Raw genomic sequence first — 17367 nt, forward strand, 5'->3', positions numbered from 1 at the left:
GCCCGTCGGCGGAGCACCCTCGCGGGCCGTTCAGGCGGCGGCGACCGGGGTCCCGCCGACCGCCCCGGCGGCCTCGGCTCCGCTGTCCGCCGGGCGGGTGGACGCCGGGGTCAGGGCGATGTCGAGGACCTGCCGGACATCCGTCACGGTGTGCACCTCCAGCGCGTCCAGCACCTCGGCCGGCACGTCGTCGAGGTCGGGCTCGTTGCGCTTCGGGATGACGACGGTGGTGATGCCCGCCCGGTGCGCCGCCAGCAGCTTCTGCTTGACGCCGCCGATGGGCAGGACCCGCCCCGTCAGCGAGACCTCGCCGGTCATCGCCACATCGGTCCGCACCAGCCGCCCGCTGAGCAGGGAGGCGAGGGCGGTCGTCATGGTGATGCCGGCACTGGGGCCGTCCTTCGGCACGGCGCCCGCCGGGAAGTGGACGTGCACACCACGGTCCTTCAACCCGGTGACGGGCAGCTCCAGCTCGGCGCCGTGCGAGCGGAGGAAGGACAGCGCGATCTGCGCGGACTCCTTCATGACGTCGCCGAGCTGACCGGTGAGGGTGAGCCCGGCGGCGCCGGTCTCCGGGTCCGCCAGGGACGCCTCCACGAACAGCACGTCGCCTCCGGCCCCGGTGACGGCCAGACCGGTCGCCACACCGGGCACGGACGTACGGCGCTCGGACGGGTCCTGCGCCGACTCCGGCACGTGGTGGGGCCGCCCGATGAGCCCGCGCAGGTCGTCGGCGCCCACCGTGGACGGCAGCTTCCGCTCCCCCAGTTCGGCCTGCGCCGCGACCTTCCGCAGCAGCCGGGCGACGGCCCGCTCCAGGTTCCGCACGCCCGCCTCGCGGGTGTATTCGCCGGCGAGGCGGCGCAGCGCGGCCTCCTCGACCACGACCTCGTCCTCCGCGAGCCCCGCGCGGTCGAGCTGGCGCGGCACCAGGTGCTCACGGGCGATGACGATCTTCTCGTCCTCCGTGTAGCCGTCGAGGCGGACGAGCTCCATCCGGTCGAGCAGGGCGTCCGGGATGGCCTCCAGCACGTTGGCGGTCGCGAGGAAGACGACGTCGCTCAGGTCGAGTTCGACTTCCAGGTAGTGGTCGCGGAAGGTGTGGTTCTGGGCCGGGTCCAGGACCTCCAGCAGGGCGGCGGCCGGGTCGCCCCGGAAGTCGGAGCCGACCTTGTCGATCTCGTCGAGGAGCACGACCGGGTTCATGGAGCCGGCTTCCTTGACGGCCCGCACGATCCGGCCCGGCAGGGCTCCGACGTAGGTCCTGCGGTGGCCGCGGATCTCGGCTTCGTCCCGTACGCCGCCGAGCGCGACCCGGACGAACTTCCGCCCCATGGCGTGGGCGACGGACTCGCCGAGCGAGGTCTTGCCCACGCCGGGCGGGCCGACGAGGGCGAGGACGGCGCCGCCGCGGCGCCCGCCGACGACACCCATGCCGCGGTCGGAGCGCCGCTTGCGCACGGCGAGGTACTCGGTGATGCGGTCCTTCACGTCGTCGAGTCCCGCGTGCTCGGCGTCGAGCACGGCGCGGGCGCCCCGGATGTCGTACCGGTCCTCGGTCCGCTCGTTCCAGGGCAGTTCGAGGACGGTGTCGAGCCACGTGCGGATCCAGCCGCTCTCCGGGGACTGGTCGCTGCCCCGCTCCAGCTTGTCCACTTCCTTGAGGGCGGCCTCACGCACCTTCTCCGGGAGGTCCGCGGCCTCGACCCGGGCCCGGTAGTCGTCGGACTCGTCGCCGTCGCCGCCGCCGTCGAGTTCGCGCAGCTCCTTGCGTACGGCTTCGAGCTGGCGGCGCAGCAGGAACTCCCGCTGCTGCTTGTCGACGCCTTCCTGGACGTCCTTGGCGATGGACTCGGCGACGTCCTGCTCGGCGAGGTGGTCGCGCAGCTGCTGGGTGGCGAGCCTGAGCCGCTCGACGGGGTCGACGGCCTCCAGCAGGGCGACCTTCTGCTCCAGGGTCAGGAACGGCGAGTACCCGGCGTTGTCCGCGAGGGCGCCGACCCCGTCGATCTGCTGGACGCGGTCCACGACCTGCCACGCGCCGCGCTTGCGGAGCCAGCTGGTGGCCAGGGCCTTGTACTCGGTGACGAGTTCGGTGACGGCTCCGGGCAGGGGGTCCGGTACGGCCTCGTCGAGGGCCGTCCCCTCGACCCACAGCGCGGCGCCCGGCCCGGTGGTCCCGGCGCCGATCCGCACCCGTCGCAGGCCCCGGATCAGCGCGCCCGCGTCGCCGCCGGAGAGCCGGCCGACCTGCTCGACGGTGCCGAGCACGCCGATCCCCGCGTAGGTGCCGTCGATCCGCGGGACCAGCAGCACGCGGGGCTTGGCGCCCCCGCCCCGCGCGGCGGCCTGCGCGGCCTCCACGGCGGCGCGCACGTCGGCGTCGGACAGCTCCAGGGACACCACCATGCCGGGCAGGACCACCTCGTCGTCGAGGGGCAGGACGGGCAGGGTCAGCGAAGCGGACGGCGAATCAGCAGCCATGATCTCCCCTTAGGCAGGCAAGTTGAGCTCTACCGACTCAATGCATGTGAGCCGCCCTATGTTCCCACCCCGGCACGTGTTCGCTCTGAGCGATCACCGGCCGCAGCATCCACGACCTCGCCGGAGCCCTGCCCGAACTCCGTGACCCGCAGCCCGACTGGAGGATGTTCCGCCACCAGCCCCAGCCCGGCTGCCACCGATGCGACGCCCGGCATCCGGGCGGAAAGGTCACCCGCCTCCTGCCGCACCACCGCTACGTCTGCCTGCGCCACCGCACCTGGATCGGCCCGCCGGACGCCGACAGACCCTCCGCCGACCTGAGCGAACTTCCCGCCGTCGTCGACGCCCAGCGTCGGCACCTGCGCCTGCTGAGCCGACGCGGGTGGGCAGCCACCTACGACGCCGTGCTGACCGCCTCCAGCTTCTGCGGGCACATCTGGGACACGGTCCGCCCGCCCGAAGACCCCCGTCACGTCGCGTACACCTGGGACGCCCGGGCCCGGGTACTCGTGCCGGACGGCGACGAGTCCGCCGCCTTCTACGCCTACAGCACCTCCGCGGTCTATCCCGAAGCCGTCAGCCTCGCCGTGATCATCGCCTCGCCCCACTGGCGCCGCCTCGCGAGCGGCAACATCCTGGACGGCCTCCGCTTCTGTGCGGAGATCAGCCGCCGCGTCAGCTACCCGTACGACGACAAACCCGAGTTGGGCGACGCCATAGCGCACGGGGCGATCGCCGACTCCTGGCGTCCTCCCTCCGCGCCGACCAACACCTACTCGCCGGCACGGGTCAGCGGCGTCCTCCCGCCCCTGCACCGCGCGCAAGCCCGGCGACACGAGCAGAGCGCGCTCTGGTTCAGCCGGAACCGCAAGGCCGGCTCCCCCCTGCTCCGCCACCTCCACATCCGCCCCGTCATCGACCGCGCATGGGCCCCGAAGTACGAACGGACCGAAGGAGCGATCTGGCACAGCAAGCAGACCGATCCACAGTTTCTCGCCTGGGACGCACGCCGACGAGCGGAGGAGAGAACCTGACAGCTCACCCGGTTGATGCCACCAATCCGGCGTTTATCGAACGTTTAATCTCCACAGGCATATCGAACGCCTCAACTGCAATAGCGCCACGCGGGCGACACAGAAAGAAATTCACCCGTTCCATGGCGGCGTCCAGCGCGATTGTCTGGCGATGGACAAGCGGGAAGTGCGCCGACACCCCCTCAATCAGTACCGACCCCACTTCGTTCGAGCCACAAGTCACACCCGCCTCAGCCATCTCCCGCGGAACTCCACGGTCCGTGGGGACACAGGAGCCGATCTGTGTGAGGCTCACACCGCGAAGCCGACAGCGGCAGAACAAGCCGAACAGCCGGCTCCACGCCACGACCTCGGGGGAACACCGGTTAGCCACCGGTCGCAAGGTCCCTGCGGTCCGACGTCGACGTCTGCAATCTGCACCACAACGACCAAGGAGCGCACCATCATGTCCATTTCCTTCCGCGCCGCCAAAGGTGGCGCACTCGCGGTGGCCCTGGCAGGGCTGATGCTGGCCGGAGCGGGTCAGGCCACCGCTGCCAGCGAAGGCGCCACGATCTCCGACAGCGCCTCGGTCTCCATTCCGGGTACCGGAGTGGTCATCCAGGCCAACACCTGGAACTGCAACTTCTACAGCGACAAGTGCTCGTTCGCCACGTCCTCGAAGGCCCTCAAGAGCGGGTCCGCGTACAAGGTCGAGACGATCAAGAACACCGCGACGGTCACCGCGAACGGCTGGGGGGCGACCATATCGGTGTCGCCGAGCGCCACGCAGGTGAGCAAGGAGACGGCCCGGATCGCGTGGACGAACACCAACACGTGGATCTCCGACATCAGCGGGATCGCTGACCCGTCGGGCGCCTTCAGCACGAGCATCACCACCTGCTCCGACGCGTACGCGTTCAAGAGCGGTTCGAAGGCGTGGTCGTCGGCCTGCACCTGATGAACCCGTGTGGGGCCGCCGCGATCGCGCGGCTGCCCCACGCCGTACACCAACCCGAACTACGCAAGAAACGCGGGAACCACGATGACGAGGAAGCGACTCGGGTGGCTGGTCGGGGCGGGTGCTCTGCTGCTCGCGCTCGTCCTCACGCTCCCCCTGCACATCGGCCAGCTCCTTCCGGGCAAGAGCGACCATGTGCCGGACGCTCCGGGCCAGGGACTGCCGGAGGCGTTGGAACAGCTACGGGGTGACAACGACCTCGTGCGCCCGCAGGCTGTCGCGCACGGCGCCCGCCCCCGCCTTCACAGCACCGCGTACGGCCGCCAGGAGACCCGACTCTCCGACGGCACGACCGCCATGCCCGCCCTCGACGACAAAGCGCTCATCGCCCTCGCGGAATCGGACGCGACTGAATCGCCCGCATGGCGTGCCTACTATCTGTGCCTGGCTGTCGCCCCCAGGGACCCCGGCGCTCCATCGCCGCACGCCCAGCGGCTCATGGACCAAATCCCGTGGTCGAAGGAAGCCTTGGAGGAAGCCCGCACGTACCTGATCACCCGAGGCTCCACGGACAGCATCGACACGTCTGTCGCCACCCGCGGTTCTTTCCTCACCGCGCTGCGCTGTCTCGGCAAGGCGGACGGCGTACCCGAGTCGGCCCTTGACGCCCTCGCGACGGACGCGAACCGAATCAGCACGCCGATCCCCGTGCTGGAGGCGTCGGACGCGCTTTCCGGGCTCGGCCGCCCTCTGAAGCCGTCCACCGCGGTCAGCGACTGGCACTCAGAGGCCACGGCCCAGTCGTGCACCGAGGCCGACGCCGCTCAGCTGGCCGCCCAGCGGATCCTCTCCCCGGCCACGCGTCTGCCGCAGGAATCCGCGCAATGCCTCAAGGCCGGCATCGGCTCGGACAATCCACAAACACGCTGGCTGGCTCGCAGAGCTCTTCCTCAGGAAAAGAGCATCAAGACCAGGGCCGCTTTCGATGACAAGGGACTCGTCATCGAAACGCCCAATCAGCAGGGAAACCTCCGAGCGACGTACGAAGCGGCTCGCGCGCTCGCCATTACCGGAACACAGAATCAGGCACCCGACTGGCTCACCGACGCGGTGCGAAAGCTCAGCAATGAACGCGAACTTCCCCCCGGCGACAATGTCATGGTCGCCCTGATCTGCGACCGGTTGGAACTAGCCTGCGGCCCCCGAGCAGCAGAGGGCCAACGCGATGTCGCCGCGCTCGTCGTGCCCCCTCGCTATCAGGCCAACCGGTCCGCCCAATGGGGAGACACCATGCGGGCCCGCATCGAGCTGGAACTCGGCTGCCCCAAGACCGACATCGCTCCCGCGCTGCCCGAGGGCAAACGACTCGACGGCCCGGCGCTCCGCGCCCTCCGGCTCCTCGGCGAAGCCGGCTGCAAGGAGCAGGCCGCTCAGGCCGTTACCGGCCACGACCTGCCGAAAATCGCCACCGGATTGCTACGCGACGGCGACCTCATCGGCGCCGCGGACGCCTATTGGGCCGCTGTTCACTCCGGAGCGGTGATCTCCCAGGAGTTCTTCGACCAACTTCCCTCTCTCGTGGCAAAGTTCACGGCGAAGGGCAACGCTTCCCTCTACAGCCGTACTCCTGGCGGTCCCGCCGATGTGGAAGCCACCAACGCTGCCTACTCCCTGCAGTGACAGCACCGACCCGTCCCAGCGTCCCGGAGCGCATCGTGCTCGAAGAACCCCCTGCCGCACTCGTCCTCGACTCCGTGTCCTACCGATATCCGGGCACGGACCGGAATGTGATCGAGGACCTGAACCTCACCCTGCCTGCGGGCCTGACCCTTGCCGTGCAGGGTCCGTCCGGCTGCGGCAAGAGCACCGTGCTCGCGCTGGCGGGGTTGATCCTGGCCCCCACGGCCGGGACGATCACCATCGCCGGCGCCGACTCCGCCGCGGGCGACCCCGATGCTCTTCGCCGTCATCGCGTCGGCACGGTGCTCCAGGACCTCGGTCTCCTCCCGTTCCTCAATACCTGGGAGAACGTCGCGGCCGCCTTCGGGCCGCGCCTGGCCCGCCATCGCGAACAGGCGCGCGCCGCGCTGTCCGCACTGGACATGGCGGACCTCGCCGACCGCCCGGTCCAGGAGCTCTCCGGCGGCCAGCGGCAACGCGTGGCCATCGCCCGCGCCGCCGTGCACGAACCCGCGCTGATCCTCGCCGACGAACCGACCTCCGGACTCGACGAGAAGAACGGCGACCTCGTCATGGAGGCGCTGCTGGAGTGCGCGGCGCGCGGCACCGGCGTACTCGTCGTCACGCACGACCCGCGCATCGCGGACCGGTGCGCCCGCGCGTCCCGTCTCGTGGACGGACGACTCACCGACGCCACCCCCGCCGGCCCCACCCAGGAGGAACCGCGTGACCCCGTCCACTGAGACCGCCCCGCGGCACCCGGGCGGCTGGAGCGGCCTGACCTGGCGCCGCGACAGCAACTCCCTGCGCAGAGCCCTGACCACCGTGACCGCCCTGTCGGCGCTGCTCGCCCTGTCCGTCGGAGTGACCAGCGGCGCCTCCACCGCCGTGGAACGCGATGTCCTGTCCAGCGGCGGCCTGACGCAGATCGAGCTCGCCACGACCGGCTCGGGCTCCGGCGCCGGAGGCTCCGCACGGCCACTCACCCAGGACGTCCTCACCGAGGCCGCCGGGATCGACGGCGTCACCCAGGTCGTACCCGACTACGCGGCTTCGGTCTACGCCGCTACGGAGACCGGCGGAACCTACATCCTCGGCGCGAACAGCTACGTGCCCGGCAGCACGATTCCCGTCGTCGAGGGCCAAGCCCCGGACAAGCAACTCGCCGACGGCCAGATCATCGTCCCCGCCAAGGCCGACGGCACCGACCTCGGCGGATTCGTGGGCCGCACCCTCACCTTCTCGCACACCGTCGGCACCGGCCCCAACACGGGCACGACCAAGGACATCGCCCTCACCGCCGTCGCCGCCTACGATCCGTCCTGGCAGCCGGACGGGCCCGGCGCCGCCTACGTCTCCCCGACCACCGCCCTACGGCTCGCCGCCGCCCGCGCCGCTCAGACGCCCACGGAGTTCATGAGCACCGAAGGCGCCCAGAGCGCCCTCGTGGTGACCGAGCACCAGCGATACGTCGCACCCGTCACCGCGGCCCTGCAGAAACTCGGCATCTCGGCGTCGCCGGTCTCGGACCGGATCGGCAACCTGCCCGGGCTCTTCGGCGCCGTCCAGTGGTTCACCCTGGTGCTCGCCGCCCTGCTCGCGGTCGTATCGCTGCTGCTGGGGGCAGCCCGGGCGATGGACAGCGTCCGGGCCAGGCTCGCCCAATTCGCCGTCCTCCGGGTCCTCGGCGAGTCGATGTCCTCCCTGCGCCGCCTCCTCATCGGCGAAGCGGTGCGGACCGGACTCGCCGCCGGGCTCCTGGGGCTCGTGGCCGGAGCCGCCGTGGCCGCCGTACTGGCCGGCCCTCTCAGCGACGCACTCGGGCTGACGATCCGGCCATGGGACACGATCCCCGGCCCTGTCTGGATGCTGGCCGTCCTGACCCTTCCGGTCCTTGGACTCGCGGTCGGCGCGCTTGTCGGAGGACGGCGCGCATTGGCGGACGACCCGTACCTGACCGTGCGACGCCACAACGTATGACGGTGTGGGGCGCGGTCGACCGAGACCGCACGCCACAGCTGGAGAGTTCCCCAGACGTGGGCCCTGTCCGCCACTCCCCTGCGGCGGACAGGGCCCACCCCTATGTCGGCCCGCCCTGGAATATGCAAGGTATCTCTGCACAACCAGGGCGTCGATCGTCCGGGCGAACGTTTCACTTCGCCGGTCACCATCGCGACAGATGAAGTCTTCAACTGCACAGGACAACCGCGGCCGCAGCGCGGCACGCAGCACCGGAGGTGTGCCGCCCCGTCAGACCGGTGCGGAGGCGGCCGCCGGTGGCCGCCGCCCCCGCCGCCATGTCCCGCCACTCCGCCGCCCGGCACACCGGCCGCCGGAATCCCGGGCCGACGGGCAGTGCCGGCGGGGCCCGTTCGCGACCGGGCCCGCGAGATCCATGAGGCCGTACGGCAGCGTCAGTTCACCCGCGCCGGCACCGGTCGGCGCGGCCGCGGGGCGCACCAGGCCCCTCACCGCCCCGCGCATACCGGAAGGCCGAAACTGGTCCCCACGTTCAGAGGGAGCGCGAGGGCGCAGCAGAAGGTGAAGGGCGTCCCGGTCGGCGTCGGCAGCGGCCGCACGACCGCGCGCCGCGGGTACGGGAGCGCCGACGGGTCCGGCGTCGACCTGTCCGGAAACGTGCGGCGGGAGCGGGGCCGGCCCTCGGTGCGCCCGGCGTCCGCGCGCACGGTGGACGGGGCCGCGCCGGGGAGGCCCGGCGGCCGCGGCGGACTTCGGGGCGGGGCGCCGCCGCCGAGGCGGCACATCTCCGGCTCCGGTCACACAGCGGGTTCCTCCTGCCGGCCCCGCGCCCCGCCGCGGCGGCTTGCGGCACCGGACCGCGGCGCGCCCGGCCCCCGCCGCCACCCGGCGCGGTCCACGCCACCCCGTCCGTGAGGAAGGTCACACGGAGGTCGCGCCCGGCGTCCGCGGCCGCTCCGCAGGGGCGGTCGGCGCGCATAAGGTGAAGTCCATGCCTGTGACGCTCGACCGACGTGAAGGCCCGTACGGCGAAGTGGTGCTGCGGCAGCGCGGCGACCACTTCGAGATCATCGCCAACGGCACGTTCCTGATGGACACCTCGGACGGCCGCTCGGAACGCCTGCTGATCGACGCGGCCTTGGGCGCGCTGGACGGCCGTCCGGCCCCCTCCGTGCTCATCGGCGGCCTCGGGGTCGGCTTCTCGCTCGCGCACGCCGCCGCCCAACCGGCATGGGGCCGGATCGCGGTGGTGGAACGGGAGCAGGCCGTCATCGACTGGCACCGCGAGGGGCCCCTCGGCCGGATGTCCGGCGCGGCGCTCGCCGACCCGCGCACCACCCTCGTCCACGCCGATCTGGTGGCCTGGCTGCACCGTACGTCCGAGACGTACGACGCGCTGTGCCTGGACATCGACAACGGGCCCGACTGGACCGTGACCGCGGACAACGACGGCCTGTACGCACCGGCGGGGCTGGCCGCCTGTGCCGCGCGGCTCACCCCCGGCGGCGTGCTGGCCGTGTGGTCCGCGCAGCCGTCCGCGGATTTCGAAGAGTCCTTGCGGAATGCCGGATTCAGCGGGGTAAGAACCGAAGAGATCCCGGTTGCCCGAGGCGTACCGGACGTCGTCCACCTCGCTGTTCGCCCCGCGTAGCCGGGACACGTCGACTGCCTTTATGTTTTGACTCGACCAACGGAACGCACGGACCTAGAGGCTCGCGCAGGACGCGACAGGGGCGGGGCATGGAGCACGTACACACCAGCCACACCGGCAACGCGGCCACGCCGGGTACCCAGCGCCGGGTCCTGGTCGTCGAGGACGACGCGACCATCGTGGAAGCCATCTCCGCGCGGTTGCGGGCCGAGGGCTTCCAGGTGCAGACGGCGCCGGACGGCCCGTCGGCGGTGGAGGCGGCCGAGGCGTGGCAGCCGGACCTGATGGTCCTGGACGTCATGCTGCCCGGCTTCGACGGGCTGGAGGTGTGCCGCCGCGTGCAGGCGCAGCGGCCCGTCCCGGTCCTGATGCTGACGGCGCGGGACGACGAGACCGACATGCTGGTCGGCCTCGGTGTCGGCGCGGACGACTACATGACCAAGCCGTTCTCGATGCGCGAGCTGGTGGCGCGGGTGCACGTGCTGCTGCGCCGCGTGGAGCGCGCGGCGCTCGCCGCGGTGACCCCGCGCAGCGGGATCCTGCGGCTGGGCGAGCTGGAGATCGACCACGCGCAGCGCCGGGTGCGGGTCAGGAACGACGACGTGCACCTGACGCCGACGGAGTTCGACCTGCTGGTCTGCCTGGCCAACACGCCGCGCGCGGTGCTGTCGCGCGAGCAGCTGCTGGCGGAGGTGTGGGACTGGACGGACGCGTCGGGCACGCGGACCGTGGACAGCCACATCAAGGCGCTCCGACGGAAGATCGGCGCCGAGCGGATCCGCACCGTGCACGGTGTCGGCTACGCGCTGGAGACCCCGGCGCCGTGAGCCGGGCCGACGGCCAGGGCGCCGGGGCTTCCCCGCCGGGCCGGGCACCGAAGCGCACCCCCCGGGTCCCGCGCCCCAGGACCACTCCGGAGACCGGGGCGACCCCAGCGCAGGCCGAGGCCACCGCGGAGACCGGGGCGACCCCAGCGCAGGCCGAGGCCACCGCGGAGACCAGGGCGACCTCACCGCAGGCGCCCCGGGACACCGCGCCGGAGGCGGCACCGGACACCCCGCGGGGCCCCGCACCGGAGGGGTCCGCGGACGCCGTCCGCTCCCGGCCACCCGCCGGCATCGGCCGCCCCCGGACCCCCGCGGACAGCGACCGCCCCGCCACCCCGGCCGACACCGGCGCACCCCACGCCACCGCCGACACCGGCGCACCCCACACCGCCCGCACCGACCCCGCCGGCGCCACGGCCCGTACCGACCCCGCCGGCACCAACGCACCCCACGCTGCCCGTACCGACCCCTCCGGCGCCACCGCCCGTACCACCGACCCCGCGGGCGCCACCCCCGCCGGCACCGGCGCACTCCCCGTCACCGCCGGTACCGGCCGTCCCGCCGGTGCCGCTCCGGGCACCGGGGAGCCCCGCGGCAGCCGGCTCCGCCCGTCCGTCCGACGACCGCGACCCGCCCGCCGGGCACGAGCACCCCGCGGGCCGGCCCGCCGGAGGCGGTGCCGGGTGCCGCGCCGTCCGGCGGCGGCGACGGCGGCTCGGAGGGGTGCCGATCTCCATCAAGACGAAGCTCGGCAGCCTCGTCGTGGTGTCCGTGTTCATCACGACCGGGCTGCTGCTGGTGGCGCTCCGCACGGAGACCGAGCTGCGGTTCATCACCGTCTTCTCGGTGATCGCCACCCTCCTCCTCACCCAGTTCTTCGCGCACGGCCTGACCGCGCCGCTCGACGAGATGACCACCGTCGCCAAGGGCATCTCCCACGGCGACTACACCCGCCGGGTGCGCGGCGCCGACCGCCGCGACGAGCTCGGCGACCTGGCCTCCACCATCAACCGCATGGCGGACGACCTGGAGGCCGTGGACCGGCACCGCAAGGAGCTCGTCGCGAACGTGTCGCACGAGCTGCGCACCCCGATCGCCGCCCTGCGGGCCGTGCTGGAGAACGTCGTGGACGGCGTGTCGGCCGCCGACCCGGAGACCATGCGCACCGCCCTGGCGCAGACGGAGCGGCTGGGCCGGCTGGTGGAGACGCTGCTGGACCTGTCCCGGCTCGACAACGGCGTGGTGCCGCTGCGCTGCCGGCGCTTCGAGGTGTGGCCGTACCTGTCGGGCGTGCTGAAGGAGGCCGGGCTCGCGGCGTCGCAGCGCGCGGTGGGCGGCTCCGCCTCGGGCCCGCACACCCGCAGCGACGTGCACCTGCACCTGGACGTGTCGCCGCCGGAGCTGACCGCGCACGCGGACATGGAGCGGCTGCACCAGGTCGTGGCGAACCTGATCGACAACGCCGTGAAGCACTCGCCGCCGCACGGCCGGGTCACCGTGCGGGCACGGCGCGGGCCCTACCCGGAGTCCCTGGACCTGGAGGTGCAGGACGAGGGGCCGGGCATCCCCGAGGCGGAGCGGCACAAGGTCTTCGAGCGGTTCAACCGGGGCAGCGTGCCGTCCCCGCACGGCCCTGGCAGCGACGGCGGCACGGGCCTGGGGCTGGCCATCGCCCGGTGGGCGGTCGACCTCCACGGTGGCCGTATCGGTGTGGCCGAATCGGCTCGCGGCTGCCGGATTCTCGTCACTCTTCCGGGGATCCCCCCGCAGCGCGATTGACGTAGGGTTCGAACCGCGGCCGCCGCCGACCCGTGAACGTGTACGGGCACGGAGCCGGCCCGCTCAGGGGTGCGGACGAAGGGGGCCGCGGCCCTGTTCAGCGCTACCCGCGTCACGCCGGGTGACTGCCGAACCACGCTTGTTTCCCGCCATTGTCTTCGACGAAACCAGCGTTTTGGTGTGATGTACGCGACGATGCCCTGCCCGGCCTGCACCTCCCGCCCGTAGAGGCGTAGCCTTTATTTCCGCTGTCCATCACCTTGTGAAGCGGAAGAGGGCGGTTGCCGCCGTGTCGTCTCAGTCCCCCAGTAACTCGAGCATCTCGACCGACCCAGACGGACAGGGCAAGAGCCCTGCCGCGGCGTTCGGCGCCAACGAGTGGCTCGTCGACGAGATCTACCAGCAGTACCTCCAGGACCCGAATTCGGTCGACCGCGCCTGGTGGGACTTCTTCGCCGACTACAAGCCGGGCGCGCCCGGCACGGCGGACAAGCCCGCAGCACAGGCCCCCGCGGCCTCGGGGGCTGCGGGCACCGTGACGCCGCAGGCCCGGACGCAGGCCCAGCCCCCGGCGCAGGCCGCCGCCCCGGCGCAGCAGCCGCAGGCCCCGGCAGCAGGAGCGACCGCACAGGCTCCTGCCGCCACCCCGGCCGCCCCGGCGAAGCCCGCGGCCCCCGCGAAGCCGGCACAGGCGGCGCCCGCGGCTGCCGCGAAGCCGGCGCAGGCCAAGCCGGCGGCCGCGAAGCCCGCCGCCGAGTCGCCCGAGGGCCCCGAGTTCGTGACGCTGCGCGGCCCGGCCGGCGCCGTGGCGAAGAACATGGACGCCTCGCTGGACATGCCGACCGCCACGTCGGTCCGCGCCGTCCCGGTGAAGCTGCTGTTCGACAACCGCATCGTCATCAACAACCACCTGAAGCGGGCCCGCGGCGGGAAGATCTCCTTCACGCACATCATCGGGTACGCGATGGTGCAGGCGATCAAGGCCATGCCCGCCATGAACTGGTCGTACCAGGTCAAGGACGGCAAGCCGACGCTGGTGAAGCCGGAGCACGTCAACCTCGGCCTCGCCATCGACCTCGTCAAGCCCAACGGCGACCGCCAGCTCGTCGTCGCGGCCATCAAGAAGGCCGAGACGCTCGACTTCTTCGAGTTCTGGCAGGCGTACGAGGACATCGTCCGCCGCGCCCGCGCCGGCAAGCTGACGATGGACGACTTCTCGGGCGTCACCGTCTCCCTCACCAACCCCGGCGGCCTCGGCACCGTCCACTCCGTGCCGCGCCTCATGCCCGGCCAGTCGGTCATCATGGGCGTCGGCTCCATGGACTACCCGGCCGAGTTCCAGGGCACCTCGCAGGACACCCTGAACAAGCTGGGCATCTCCAAGGTGATGACCCTCACGTCGACCTACGACCACCGGGTCATCCAGGGCGCCGCGTCCGGCGAGTTCCTGCGGATCGTCGCCAACCTCCTCCTCGGTGAGAACGGCTTCTACGACGACGTCTTCAAGGCGCTGCGCATCCCCTACGAGCCGGTCCGCTGGCTCAAGGACATCGACGCGTCCCACGACGACGACGTGACGAAGGCGGCGCGCGTCTTCGAGCTGATCCACTCCTACCGGGTCCGCGGCCACGTCATGGCCGACACCGACCCGCTGGACTACCACCAGCGCAAGCACCCCGACCTGGACATCACCGAGCACGGCCTCACCCTGTGGGACCTGGAGCGGGAGTTCGCGGTCGGCGGCTTCGGCGGCAAGTCGATGATGAAGCTGCGCGACATCCTCGGCGTGCTGCGCGACTCGTACTGCCGCACCACCGGCATCGAGTTCATGCACATCCAGGACCCCAAGCAGCGCAAGTGGATCCAGGACCGCGTGGAGCGCCCGCACTCCAAGCCGGAGCGCGAGGAGCAGCTGCGGATCCTGCGCCGCCTGAACGCGGCGGAGGCCTTCGAGACCTTCCTGCAGACGAAGTACGTCGGCCAGAAGCGCTTCAGCCTGGAGGGCGGCGAGTCCGTCATCCCGCTGCTGGACGCGGTCATCGACAGCGCGGCCGAGTCCCGCCTGGACGAGGTCGTCATCGGCATGGCCCACCGCGGCCGCCTGAACGTCCTCGCGAACATCGTCGGCAAGTCGTACGCGCAGATCTTCCGCGAGTTCGAGGGCAACCTCGACCCGAAGTCGATGCACGGCTCCGGCGACGTGAAGTACCACCTGGGCGCCGAGGGCACCTTCACCGGCCTGGACGGTGAGCAGATCAAGGTCAGCCTGGTCGCCAACCCGTCGCACCTGGAGGCGGTGGACCCGGTCCTGGAGGGCGTCGTCCGCGCCAAGCAGGACATCATCGGCAAGGCCGGCACGGACTTCACCGTCCTGCCCGTGGCCCTGCACGGCGACGCGGCCTTCGCGGGCCAGGGCGTCGTCGCCGAGACGCTGAACATGTCGCAGCTGCGCGGCTACCGCACCGGCGGCACGGTGCACGTCGTCATCAACAACCAGGTCGGCTTCACGGCGGCGCCCGAGTCGTCCCGCTCCTCGATGTACGCCACCGACGTGGCGCGCATGATCGAGGCGCCGATCTTCCACGTGAACGGCGACGACCCGGAGGCGTGCGTCCGGGTGGCGCGGCTCGCCTTCGAGTTCCGCCAGACGTTCAACAAGGACGTCGTCATCGACCTCATCTGCTACCGCCGCCGCGGTCACAACGAGGGCGACAACCCGCAGTTCACCAACCCGGCGATGGTGAGCCTGATCGACAAGAAGCGGTCCGTGCGCAAGCTGTACACGGAGTCGCTGATCGGTCGCGGCGACATCACCGTGGAAGAGGCCGAGCAGGCTCTGCAGGACTTCCAGGGACAGCTGGAGAAGGTCTTCACCGAGGTCCGCGAGGCCGCCTCGCAGCCCTCCGAGGGCATGGCGGCGGACCCGCAGGCCGGCTTCCCGGCGAGCGACGTGGACACCGCGATCTCCCAGGAGGTCGTGAAGCGGATCGCCGAGTCGCAGGTCAACATCCCCGACCACATCACCGTCCACCCGCGTCTGCTGCCGCAGCTCCAGCGCCGCGCGTCGTCGATCTCCGACGGCACGATCGACTGGGGCATGGGCGAGACCCTCGCCATCGGCTCGCTGCTGATGGAGGGCGTCCCGGTGCGCCTGGCCGGCCAGGACTCCCGCCGCGGCACCTTCGGCCAGCGCCACGCGGTGCTGGTGGACCAGGAGACGAACGAGGACTACACCCCGCTCCTGTACCTCGCGGAGGACCAGGCCCGGTACAACGTGTACGACTCGCTGCTCTCCGAGTACGCGGCGATGGGCTTCGAGTACGGCTACTCGCTGGCCCGCCCGAACGCGCTGGTCATGTGGGAGGCGCAGTTCGGCGACTTCGTCAACGGCGCCCAGACCGTCGTGGACGAGTTCATCTCCTCGGCCGAGCAGAAGTGGGGCCAGACGTCCGGCGTCACCCTCCTCCTGCCGCACGGCTACGAGGGCCAGGGCCCGGACCACTCGTCCGCCCGCCCGGAGCGGTTCCTCCAGATCTGCGCGCAGAACAACATGACGGTCGCGATGCCGACGCTCCCGTCGAACTACTTCCACCTCCTGCGCTGGCAGGTGCACAACCCGCACCACAAGCCGCTGATCGTCTTCACCCCGAAGTCGATGCTGCGTCTGAAGGCGGCGGCGTCGAAGGCGGAGGAGTTCACGACGGGCCGGTTCCGCCCGGTCATCGGTGACGCGTCGGTCGAGCCGGCCGCGGTCCGCAAGGTCGTCCTGTGCTCCGGCAAGGTGTACTACGACCTGGAGGCGGAGCGGCAGAAGCGCGGCGTCAAGGACGTGGCGATCATCCGCCTGGAGCGCCTCTACCCGCTGCCGGGCGCGGAGGTCCAGGCCGAGATCTCCAAGTACCCGAACGCGGAGAAGTTCATCTGGGCCCAGGAGGAGCCGGCGAACCAGGGTGCCTGGCCGTTCATCGCGCTCAACCTGATCGACCACCTGGACCTGGCCGTCGGCGCCGACATCCCGCAGGCCGAACGGCTGCGCCGGATCTCGCGCCCGCACAGCTCCAGCCCGGCGGTCGGCTCCGCGAAGCGCCACCAGGCGGAGCAGATCCAGCTGGTCAACGAGGTCTTCGAGGCCTGACGGCCGACCGGCGACCGCACACGAACGGAGGGCCCGGCACCCCACAAGGGGTGCCGGGCCCTCCGGCGTTCTCATCGCGCCGCTGGGACCCGTATGAGCACCGCACCGCTGGCCAGGTCTATGGGGCCCCGCCCGGGATCGGCGTCCCCCACCTCGTCCAGCGTGACCTCCTGCCGCCGCCGCTCCTCCTCGGTGTGCCGACGGCCGGGAGCGAACAGCTCGTTCAACGCGCTACCGAACACAGTGACTCCTGTTCTTCTCCGGGGACGTGCCCATTGTGCCGAGATGGACGGGCCCCACGGAGCAGCCGAAGCCGTCCGTGGGGCCTCACCGACCTGCGGTTCCGCAAGCGACTACTTCCCACGCAGTCCCGCACAGTAGGCGGCGAGCCTGGCCTTGTCGTCCTCGATGCGCTCCAGCACCGCCACAGCCGTCTCCCGGCGCCTCGTACCCAGCTCGCGGTAGACAAGCCAGAGGCCCTGCCGTGCCGCAGCACGACACCTGTCGCCGAGGTCCACGTTGCCCCGCGCCGCCTCTTCCTCATCCGCCTCGCCGGCCACGATCTGGAACAGCAGCTCCAGAACCAGGTCACGGGCGTCGGCGGACAGGTCGTCCAGCAGCGCGGCCAGCAGGACCGGAACGGTGGGCAAAGCGGCGCCATAGAGCTGGCCCTGCACCACGACGACGTTCTCCAGCCCCCAGTAGGCATCCATCGCCTCGTCCTCGGTCACCGCGGAGATCAGTCGCCGCAGGGACTCGGGGACGGCCTCCGGCCTGTCGCCCAGGATGGGGAACGAGGCCCAGTCGACACGCTCGATCTCGATGACGGCCAGGCTCTTACTCACTGGGGCCTTCCC

Annotated in this window: 13 protein-coding genes; 9 read left to right on the forward strand and 4 right to left on the reverse strand. The window is 71.6% G+C overall.

Going from position 1 to position 17367, the window contains the following annotated elements; genetic code table 11:
- Positions 1 to 30: 30 nt before the first annotated feature.
- Positions 31 to 2484, reverse strand: a complete 2454-nt coding sequence (gene lon, locus L6E17_RS07540; protein WP_236239981.1) for an endopeptidase La — start codon at positions 2482 to 2484, stop codon at positions 31 to 33.
- Between the two features lie 164 nt (positions 2485 to 2648).
- Between lon and L6E17_RS07545 the strand changes: the two genes are divergently transcribed.
- Positions 2649 to 3518 (forward strand): hypothetical protein, encoded by an 870-nt coding sequence (locus L6E17_RS07545; RefSeq protein WP_236239982.1) that lies wholly within the window; start codon positions 2649 to 2651, stop codon positions 3516 to 3518.
- A gap of 4 nt (positions 3519 to 3522) precedes the next feature.
- On the opposite strand, the gene L6E17_RS07550 is transcribed toward L6E17_RS07545, so the two are convergent.
- Positions 3523 to 3756, reverse strand: coding sequence for a hypothetical protein (locus L6E17_RS07550; protein ID WP_236239983.1), 234 nt, complete (start codon positions 3754 to 3756; stop codon positions 3523 to 3525).
- A 207-nt stretch (positions 3757 to 3963) separates the two neighbouring features.
- Here L6E17_RS07550 and L6E17_RS07555 point away from each other — a divergent pair, with 207 nt between their 5' ends.
- The 8 genes from L6E17_RS07555 (at position 3964) to L6E17_RS07590 (ending at position 16510) form a co-directional block, all read left to right on the forward strand.
- Positions 3964 to 4458, forward strand: coding sequence for a hypothetical protein (locus tag L6E17_RS07555; RefSeq protein WP_236239984.1), 495 nt, complete (start codon positions 3964 to 3966; stop codon positions 4456 to 4458).
- Positions 4459 to 4542: 84 nt separating this feature from the next.
- The gene (locus L6E17_RS07560; protein ID WP_236239985.1) at positions 4543 to 6138 is read left to right on the forward strand and encodes a hypothetical protein; all 1596 of its coding nucleotides are present in this window, start codon (positions 4543 to 4545) and stop codon (positions 6136 to 6138) included.
- The gene (locus L6E17_RS07565) at positions 6135 to 6881 is read left to right on the forward strand and encodes an ABC transporter ATP-binding protein (RefSeq protein WP_236239986.1); all 747 of its coding nucleotides are present in this window, start codon (positions 6135 to 6137) and stop codon (positions 6879 to 6881) included. The genes L6E17_RS07560 and L6E17_RS07565 overlap by 4 nt, the downstream gene beginning before the upstream one ends.
- Positions 6865 to 8118 (forward strand): FtsX-like permease family protein, encoded by a 1254-nt coding sequence (locus L6E17_RS07570; RefSeq protein WP_236239987.1) that lies wholly within the window; start codon positions 6865 to 6867, stop codon positions 8116 to 8118. The genes L6E17_RS07565 and L6E17_RS07570 overlap by 17 nt, the downstream gene beginning before the upstream one ends.
- Positions 8119 to 9109: 991 nt before the next feature.
- Positions 9110 to 9769 carry a spermidine synthase gene (locus tag L6E17_RS07575; protein WP_236239988.1) on the forward strand — a complete coding sequence of 220 codons (660 nt, stop codon included), beginning with the start codon at positions 9110 to 9112 and terminating at the stop codon, positions 9767 to 9769.
- 89 nt (positions 9770 to 9858) lie between these two features.
- Positions 9859 to 10596: a response regulator transcription factor gene (locus L6E17_RS07580; RefSeq protein WP_236239989.1), complete on the forward strand. Its 738-nt coding sequence runs from the start codon at positions 9859 to 9861 to the stop codon at positions 10594 to 10596.
- 723 nt (positions 10597 to 11319) lie between these two features.
- Entirely contained in the window at positions 11320 to 12375 is a 1056-nt protein-coding gene (locus L6E17_RS07585) for a HAMP domain-containing sensor histidine kinase (RefSeq protein ID WP_236239990.1), read from the forward strand.
- Between the two features lie 289 nt (positions 12376 to 12664).
- On the forward strand, positions 12665 to 16510 hold the full coding sequence (locus tag L6E17_RS07590; protein ID WP_236239991.1) for a multifunctional oxoglutarate decarboxylase/oxoglutarate dehydrogenase thiamine pyrophosphate-binding subunit/dihydrolipoyllysine-residue succinyltransferase subunit: 3846 nt from the start codon (positions 12665 to 12667) through the stop codon (positions 16508 to 16510).
- A 71-nt stretch (positions 16511 to 16581) separates the two neighbouring features.
- On the opposite strand, the gene L6E17_RS07595 is transcribed toward L6E17_RS07590, so the two are convergent.
- Together L6E17_RS07595 and L6E17_RS07600 are read right to left on the reverse strand one after the other, a co-directional pair.
- Positions 16582 to 16737: a DUF6191 domain-containing protein gene (locus tag L6E17_RS07595; RefSeq protein WP_236239992.1), complete on the reverse strand. Its 156-nt coding sequence runs from the start codon at positions 16735 to 16737 to the stop codon at positions 16582 to 16584.
- A gap of 126 nt (positions 16738 to 16863) precedes the next feature.
- Positions 16864 to 17355: a hypothetical protein gene (locus L6E17_RS07600; protein WP_236239993.1), complete on the reverse strand. Its 492-nt coding sequence runs from the start codon at positions 17353 to 17355 to the stop codon at positions 16864 to 16866.
- Between the last annotated feature and the right edge of the window lie 12 nt (positions 17356 to 17367).

Source organism: Streptomyces sp. CC228A (assembly GCF_021390935.1).
In the GTDB taxonomy this organism is placed as follows: domain Bacteria; phylum Actinomycetota; class Actinomycetes; order Streptomycetales; family Streptomycetaceae; genus Streptomyces.

What these genes read in the sequence shown, in the direction of transcription:
- L6E17_RS07550 (WP_236239983.1), bottom strand. Translation starts at nt 3,756, where the DNA reads ATGGCTGAGGCGGGTGTGACTTGTGGCTCGAACGAAGTGGGGTCGGTA.
- L6E17_RS07555 (WP_236239984.1), top strand. Translation starts at nt 3,964, where the DNA reads ATGTCCATTTCCTTCCGCGCCGCCAAAGGTGGCGCACTCGCGGTGGCC.
- L6E17_RS07560 (WP_236239985.1), top strand. Translation starts at nt 4,543, where the DNA reads ATGACGAGGAAGCGACTCGGGTGGCTGGTCGGGGCGGGTGCTCTGCTG.
- L6E17_RS07545 (WP_236239982.1), top strand. Translation starts at nt 2,649, where the DNA reads ATGTTCCGCCACCAGCCCCAGCCCGGCTGCCACCGATGCGACGCCCGG.
- L6E17_RS07580 (WP_236239989.1), top strand. Translation starts at nt 9,859, where the DNA reads ATGGAGCACGTACACACCAGCCACACCGGCAACGCGGCCACGCCGGGT.
- lon (WP_236239981.1), bottom strand. Translation starts at nt 2,484, where the DNA reads ATGGCTGCTGATTCGCCGTCCGCTTCGCTGACCCTGCCCGTCCTGCCC.
- L6E17_RS07575 (WP_236239988.1), top strand. Translation starts at nt 9,110, where the DNA reads ATGCCTGTGACGCTCGACCGACGTGAAGGCCCGTACGGCGAAGTGGTG.